The sequence below is a fragment of the Streptomyces sp. 13-12-16 genome (assembly GCF_002114215.1).
Classification (GTDB): Bacteria; Actinomycetota; Actinomycetes; order Streptomycetales; family Streptomycetaceae; genus Streptomyces.
In genome coordinates this window covers 1-4,835 of the sequence record NZ_NCTE01001386.1, presented here as the reverse complement: position 1 = coordinate 4,835, position 4,835 = coordinate 1, and the positions used below count along the sequence as shown (strand labels likewise).

The 4,835-nt window shown below is 71.2% G+C and carries 4 protein-coding genes and 2 pseudogenes; 3 read left to right on the top strand and 3 right to left on the bottom strand.

The annotated features are described in order from the left end of the window. Positions 1-211 (top strand): annotated as a pseudogene (locus B7767_RS45475) (transcriptional regulator); the annotation flags it as partial. On the opposite strand, the gene B7767_RS41230 reads toward B7767_RS45475, so the two are convergent. Beyond that, a complete protein-coding gene (locus B7767_RS41230) occupies positions 193-618 on the bottom strand; it encodes a hypothetical protein (protein ID WP_085576323.1) in 426 nt (141 codons plus the stop codon). The pseudogene B7767_RS45475 and the gene B7767_RS41230 sit on opposite strands and share 19 nt — an antisense overlap. A 294-nt stretch (positions 619-912) precedes the next feature. On the opposite strand from B7767_RS41230, the gene B7767_RS41225 reads away from it, so the two are divergent. Both B7767_RS41225 and B7767_RS41220 read left to right on the top strand, forming a co-directional pair. Further along, entirely contained in the window at positions 913-1,776 is an 864-nt protein-coding gene (locus B7767_RS41225) for a helix-turn-helix transcriptional regulator (RefSeq protein ID WP_085576322.1), read from the top strand. 47 nt (positions 1,777-1,823) lie between these two features. After that, positions 1,824-2,639: an SAM-dependent methyltransferase gene (locus B7767_RS41220; RefSeq protein ID WP_085576321.1), complete on the top strand. Its 816-nt coding sequence runs from the start codon at positions 1,824-1,826 to the stop codon at positions 2,637-2,639. A 12-nt stretch (positions 2,640-2,651) separates the two neighbouring features. On the opposite strand, the gene dnaK is transcribed toward B7767_RS41220, so the two are convergent. Together dnaK and B7767_RS41210 are read right to left on the bottom strand one after the other, a co-directional pair. Further along, positions 2,652-4,526, bottom strand: coding sequence for a molecular chaperone DnaK (gene dnaK, locus B7767_RS41215; protein WP_085576320.1), 1,875 nt, complete (start codon positions 4,524-4,526; stop codon positions 2,652-2,654). An 86-nt stretch (positions 4,527-4,612) separates the two neighbouring features. Beyond that, positions 4,613-4,835, bottom strand: a pseudogene (locus B7767_RS41210) (glycerophosphodiester phosphodiesterase); the annotation flags it as partial.

The window sequence follows — 4,835 nt, the reverse complement described above, 5'->3', positions numbered from 1 at the left end:
CTGGGCCTGCCCGCCGGGGGAACCGGCCGAGCCGGTGGCGTACTTCGCGCTGCCGATGGTGATCGAGCACGGGGGGCGGACGCTGTCGTTCGTGTCGTCGATCTCCACGTTCAACACGCCCATGGACGTGACCGTCGCCGAGCTGGCCGTGGAGACCCTGCTCCCGGCGGACCCGGCGACGGCCGAGTACCTTCAGTCCTGGCTGAGCTGACGCTCCTTCAGCGCCATGTGCTGGAGCAGGGCGAAGCCCGCCACGGTGAGCGCCTGGAGGACCGTCCACACCGCGCCCGCCGCGGTCGGGGTGAGCCACAGCGCGAGGGCGGCGAGACTCACCGCCGTCCAGGCGAGGTTGGCCTCGACGACGACCCGTACGCCGAGGGCGGGCGGGTGCGGCCGGGCGGCCAGCAGGCCCACGCAGGCCGCGTACCCGGCGAGGAACGCGCCGAGCGCGAGCAGCAGACCGGAACCGGCCCCGAGGAACCGGCCGAGCGGTCCGGCCAGGGCGAGGTAGGCGACGGCGTTGGCACCGGTCACCACGGCGTCGAGGGCCAGGAAGCGGCGCAGCATCCGCTGCGGCTCCACGGTCCGGGCGAGTGCGGCGAGCTGGGTCGCGGACATGACGCATCATCCTCCGTCGGGGTCGGTTGCCGGGTCCCGGGCCGGAGTGCGCCGGCCCGGAACCCGGTGCGTCCACGATCCCGTGCGGGCGGGGCCGGGTCGATTACCTCTCGGGTCATGTACCTCTCGGACCATGTACCTCTCGGACCATGTACCTCTCGGGCCATGCGCCTTCCGGGTCATGCGGCGAGGACCGGAGGACCAGTGAAACAGGGCGGTCACCTGCGACTCGTGAGAGTGTCGGAAGAACATGACAGACTGAGCGCATGCCCGGGCGCGTTGGGGAGGCGTGGCGTGAGTGAGCGGCGGGCCGCACCCACCGTGGGCCAGGTGGTTCTGGGAAGGCGGCTGCAGGAACTGAGGGAGGCGGCGGGCCTCTCACGGGAGGAGGCCGCCCGCATCCTGCGGGTGGCGCCCGCGACCGTACGGCGGATGGAGACCGCCGAGGTCGCGCTGAAGGTCCCGTACGTCCAGCTGCTGCTGAGCGCCTACGGAGTGCCCGAGGCCGAGTCCGCGGCGTTCGTCGAGCTCACCGAGGAGGCGAACCGGCCGGGCTGGTGGCAGCGGTACGGCGACGTGCTGCCCGAGTGGTTCAGCATGTACGTGAGCCTGGAGGGTGCCGCCCGTATCATCCGCTCCTACGAACCGCACTTCGTGCCGGGGCTGCTGCAGACCGAGGGGTACGCGCGTGCCGTGCTGGAAGCCGGGACGGTCGGGAACATCGGGCCCGACGTGGTCGAACGGCACGTGGCGCTGCGCATGGAGCGCCAGCGGCTGCTGGAGCGCCCCGATCCGCCGCACCTGTGGGTGCTGATGGAGGAGACGGTGCTGCGACGTCCGGTGAGCGTCGACGGCCGGGTGATGCGCGACCAGCTCGACAAGCTCCTGGAGTGGTCCGCGCGGGACCGGATCACGCTGCAGATCGCCGAGTTCGCGGACGGCCCGCACCCGGGGACGTACGCGCCGTTCTCGCTGTTCCGGTTCGCCGAGCCGGAGCTGCCGGACATGGTGTTCACCGAGTATCTGACCGGCGCCCTGTACCTGGACTCCCGCAAGGAGGTGTCGGCGCACCTGGAGGTCCTGGACCACATGACGGCGCGGGCCGCCTCGACACAGCGCACCGAGAAACTGCTGCGGGAGTGCCGCGAGCACTACTGAGCCGCGCGCCCGAGCATGCCTTCGCATCCCCGAGGAGAGGACTGCCCATGACCGGATCCGACACCGCGCCCGTCCGCATCGACACCAGCCGGCCGCATCCGGCCCGGGTCTACGACTGGTGGCTCGGCGGCAAGGACAACTACCCGGTCGACGAGGAGCTGGCGCGGAGGATCCTCGCGTCGGACGGCACGGTGTTACGCGGGGCGCGGGCCAACCGCCGGTTCATGCACCGGGCCGTGCGCACCGTCGCCGAGGCGGGGATACGCCAGTTCCTGGACATCGGCACGGGCATCCCCACGGAGCCCAATCTGCACCAGGTGGCGCAGGGCGTCGCCGCGGAGTCCCGCGTGGTGTACGCGGACAACGACCCGATCGTGCTGCGGCACGCCGAGGCGCTGCTGCACGGCACCGCCGAGGGCAGCACGCGGTACGTGCACGCCGATGTGCGGGACGCGGACACGCTGCTGCGCCGGGCCGCCGAGTCGCTGGACCTCGGCCGGCCCGTGGCGCTGTCGCTGGTGGCGCTGACCCACTACCTGGACGACGACCCCGACGGCGACGACGCGTACGGCCTGCTGGAGCGGTACACGGCCGCGCTCGCGCCGGGCAGCTTCCTGATCCTCTCCCAGGTCACGCCCGATCTGAGCCCCGAGGCCGTCGGGCAGGCGGCGGAGCACTTCCGGCGCGGTGGTACGCCCTTCCACCCGCGCTCGCTGGCCGCGTTCTCCCGCTTCTTCACCGGCCTCGAACTGCTGGGCCCGGGGGTGATCCCGGTGCACGGCTGGCGTCCGGAGGCGGAGGACGTGGCGGCGCAGGCGGAGGGCATCGTGCCGGTGTACGCGGGGGTCGCCCGCAAGCCCTGACCCGTACGGCGGTCAGGCCGCGCCGTCCTCGCGCCGGCCGGTGTCCTTGTCCTCGTCGACGATCTCCGCGTCGACGACGCCGTCGTCGTCCTGCGGCGGGGTGTGCCGTCCGGTGCCCTCCGAGGGGGTCTGCTGGGCCTGCTCGTACATCGCCTGGCCCATCTTCTGGCTGACGGAGGCGAGTTTCTCGACGGCGGCCCGCACTCCGGCGGTGTCGGAGGACTCCTGCTCCAGCAGCCGCTTCACCTCCGTGACGGCCGACTCGACCTCGGCCCTGGTCTCGCCGGACACCTTGTCGCCGTTGTCCCGCAGGAACCGCTCGGTCTGGTAGACGAGTTGTTCCGCCTGGTTGCGGGTCTCGGCGGCCTCCCGGCGCCTGCGGTCCTCCTCGGCGTACTGTTCGGCGTCGCGCATCATGCGGTCGATGTCGTCCTTGGGGAGGGCCGAGCCGCCGGTGACGGTCATCTTCTGTTCGCGTCCGGTGGCGAGGTCCTTGGCGGAGACGTGCATGATCCCGTTGGCGTCGATGTCGAAGGCCACCTCGATCTGCGGGACGCCGCGCGGGGCCGGGGGCAGACCGGTGAGGTCGAAGACGCCGAGCTTCTTGTTGTAGGCGGCGATCTCGCGTTCGCCCTGGTAGACCTGGATGCCGACCGAGGGCTGGTTGTCGGTGGCGGTGGTGAAGATCTCCGAACGCCGGGTGGGGATCGTGGTGTTGCGTTCGATCAGCCTGGTCATGATGCCGCCCTTGGTCTCGATGCCCAGGGACAGCGGGGTGACGTCGAGGAGGAGGACGTCCTTGACGTCACCGCGCAGGACGCCCGCCTGGAGGGCGGCGCCGAGGGCCACGACCTCGTCGGGGTTGACGCCCTTGTGCGGCTCCTTGCCGGTGAGTTCGCGGACCAGGTCGGTGACGGCGGGCATCCGGGTGGAGCCGCCGACCAGGATGACGTGGTCGATCGCGGAGAGCTCCACGCCGGCGTCCTTGACGGCCTGGTGGAAGGGCTTCTTGCAGCGCTCCAGGAGGTCCTCGGTGAGTTCCTGGAACTGGGCGCGGGTGAGCTTCTCGTCGAGGTGCAGGGGGCCTTCGGCGGAGGCGGTGATGTAGGGCAGGTTGACGGTGGTCTCCGACGAGGAGGACAGTTCGATCTTCGCCTTCTCGGCGGCCTCCCGCAGCCGCTGCACCGCCATCTTGTCCTGCGCCAGGTCGACGCCGTACTGCCCCTTGAAGCGTTTGGCGAGGTACTCCACGACGCGCTGGTCCCAGTCGTCGCCGCCGAGGTGGGTGTCGCCGTTGGTGGCCTTCACCTCGATGACGCCCTCGCCGATGTCGAGCAGCGACACGTCGAAGGTGCCGCCGCCCAGGTCGAACACGAGGACGGTGTGGTCGTTCTCCTTGTCCAGGCCGTACGCCAGGGCCGCCGCCGTGGGCTCGTTGATGATCCTGAGCACCTTGAGGCCGGCGATCTCCCCGGCCTCCTTGGTGGCCTGCCGCTGGGTGTCGTCGAAGTACGCCGGTACGGTGATGACGGCGTCGGTGACGTCCTCGCCGAGGTACGCCTCGGCGTCCCGGCGCAGCTTCTGCAGCACCCGGGCGGACAGTTCCTGCGCCGTGTAGCGGGTACCGTCGACGGAGCCCTGTTCGGGGAACCGCCAGTGCGCGTCGCCCATGTACCGCTTGACCGAGCGGGCGGTGCGTTCGACGTTCGTCACGGCCTGCCGTTTGGCGACCTCGCCGACCAGCACCTCGCCGTTCTTGGCGAAGGCCACCACCGAGGGGGTGGTCCGGGCGCCCTCCGCGTTGGCGATGACGGTGGGTTCACCGCCCTCCAGCACGGCCACCACCGAGTTCGTGGTTCCCAGGTCGATTCCGACCGCACGTCCCATCGCTGTCCCCTTCCGCCAGGGCACCTCTCCGGACTTCCAGCAGAAAACTTGAGCGGCCCATTGTCAATGGTTTGAGCGGATGGTCGTCAAGCGGAGGGGTGTGCGTCACGCAGGGCCACGGCACGGCGGGGCCGGTCGGTGATCAGCACGTCCACACGCGGATCGTCGAGGAAGCCGCGCAGCGCCGCGTCCTCGTTGACCGTCCACACCATGGTGAACAGTCCGCCGCGCGCGGCCTCGCGCAGCACGCCGGCGCGGGCCAGACGCCAGTGCGCGGCGACGCCGTGGGCGCCGCAGGCGCGGACGCGG

Excerpts from the sequence above, each read along its gene's own strand:
- B7767_RS41230 (WP_085576323.1), bottom strand. The coding sequence starts at position 618 with ATGTCCGCGACCCAGCTCGCCGCACTCGCCCGGACCGTGGAGCCGCAG.
- B7767_RS41220 (WP_085576321.1), top strand. The coding sequence starts at position 1,824 with ATGACCGGATCCGACACCGCGCCCGTCCGCATCGACACCAGCCGGCCG.
- dnaK (WP_085576320.1), bottom strand. The coding sequence starts at position 4,526 with ATGGGACGTGCGGTCGGAATCGACCTGGGAACCACGAACTCGGTGGTG.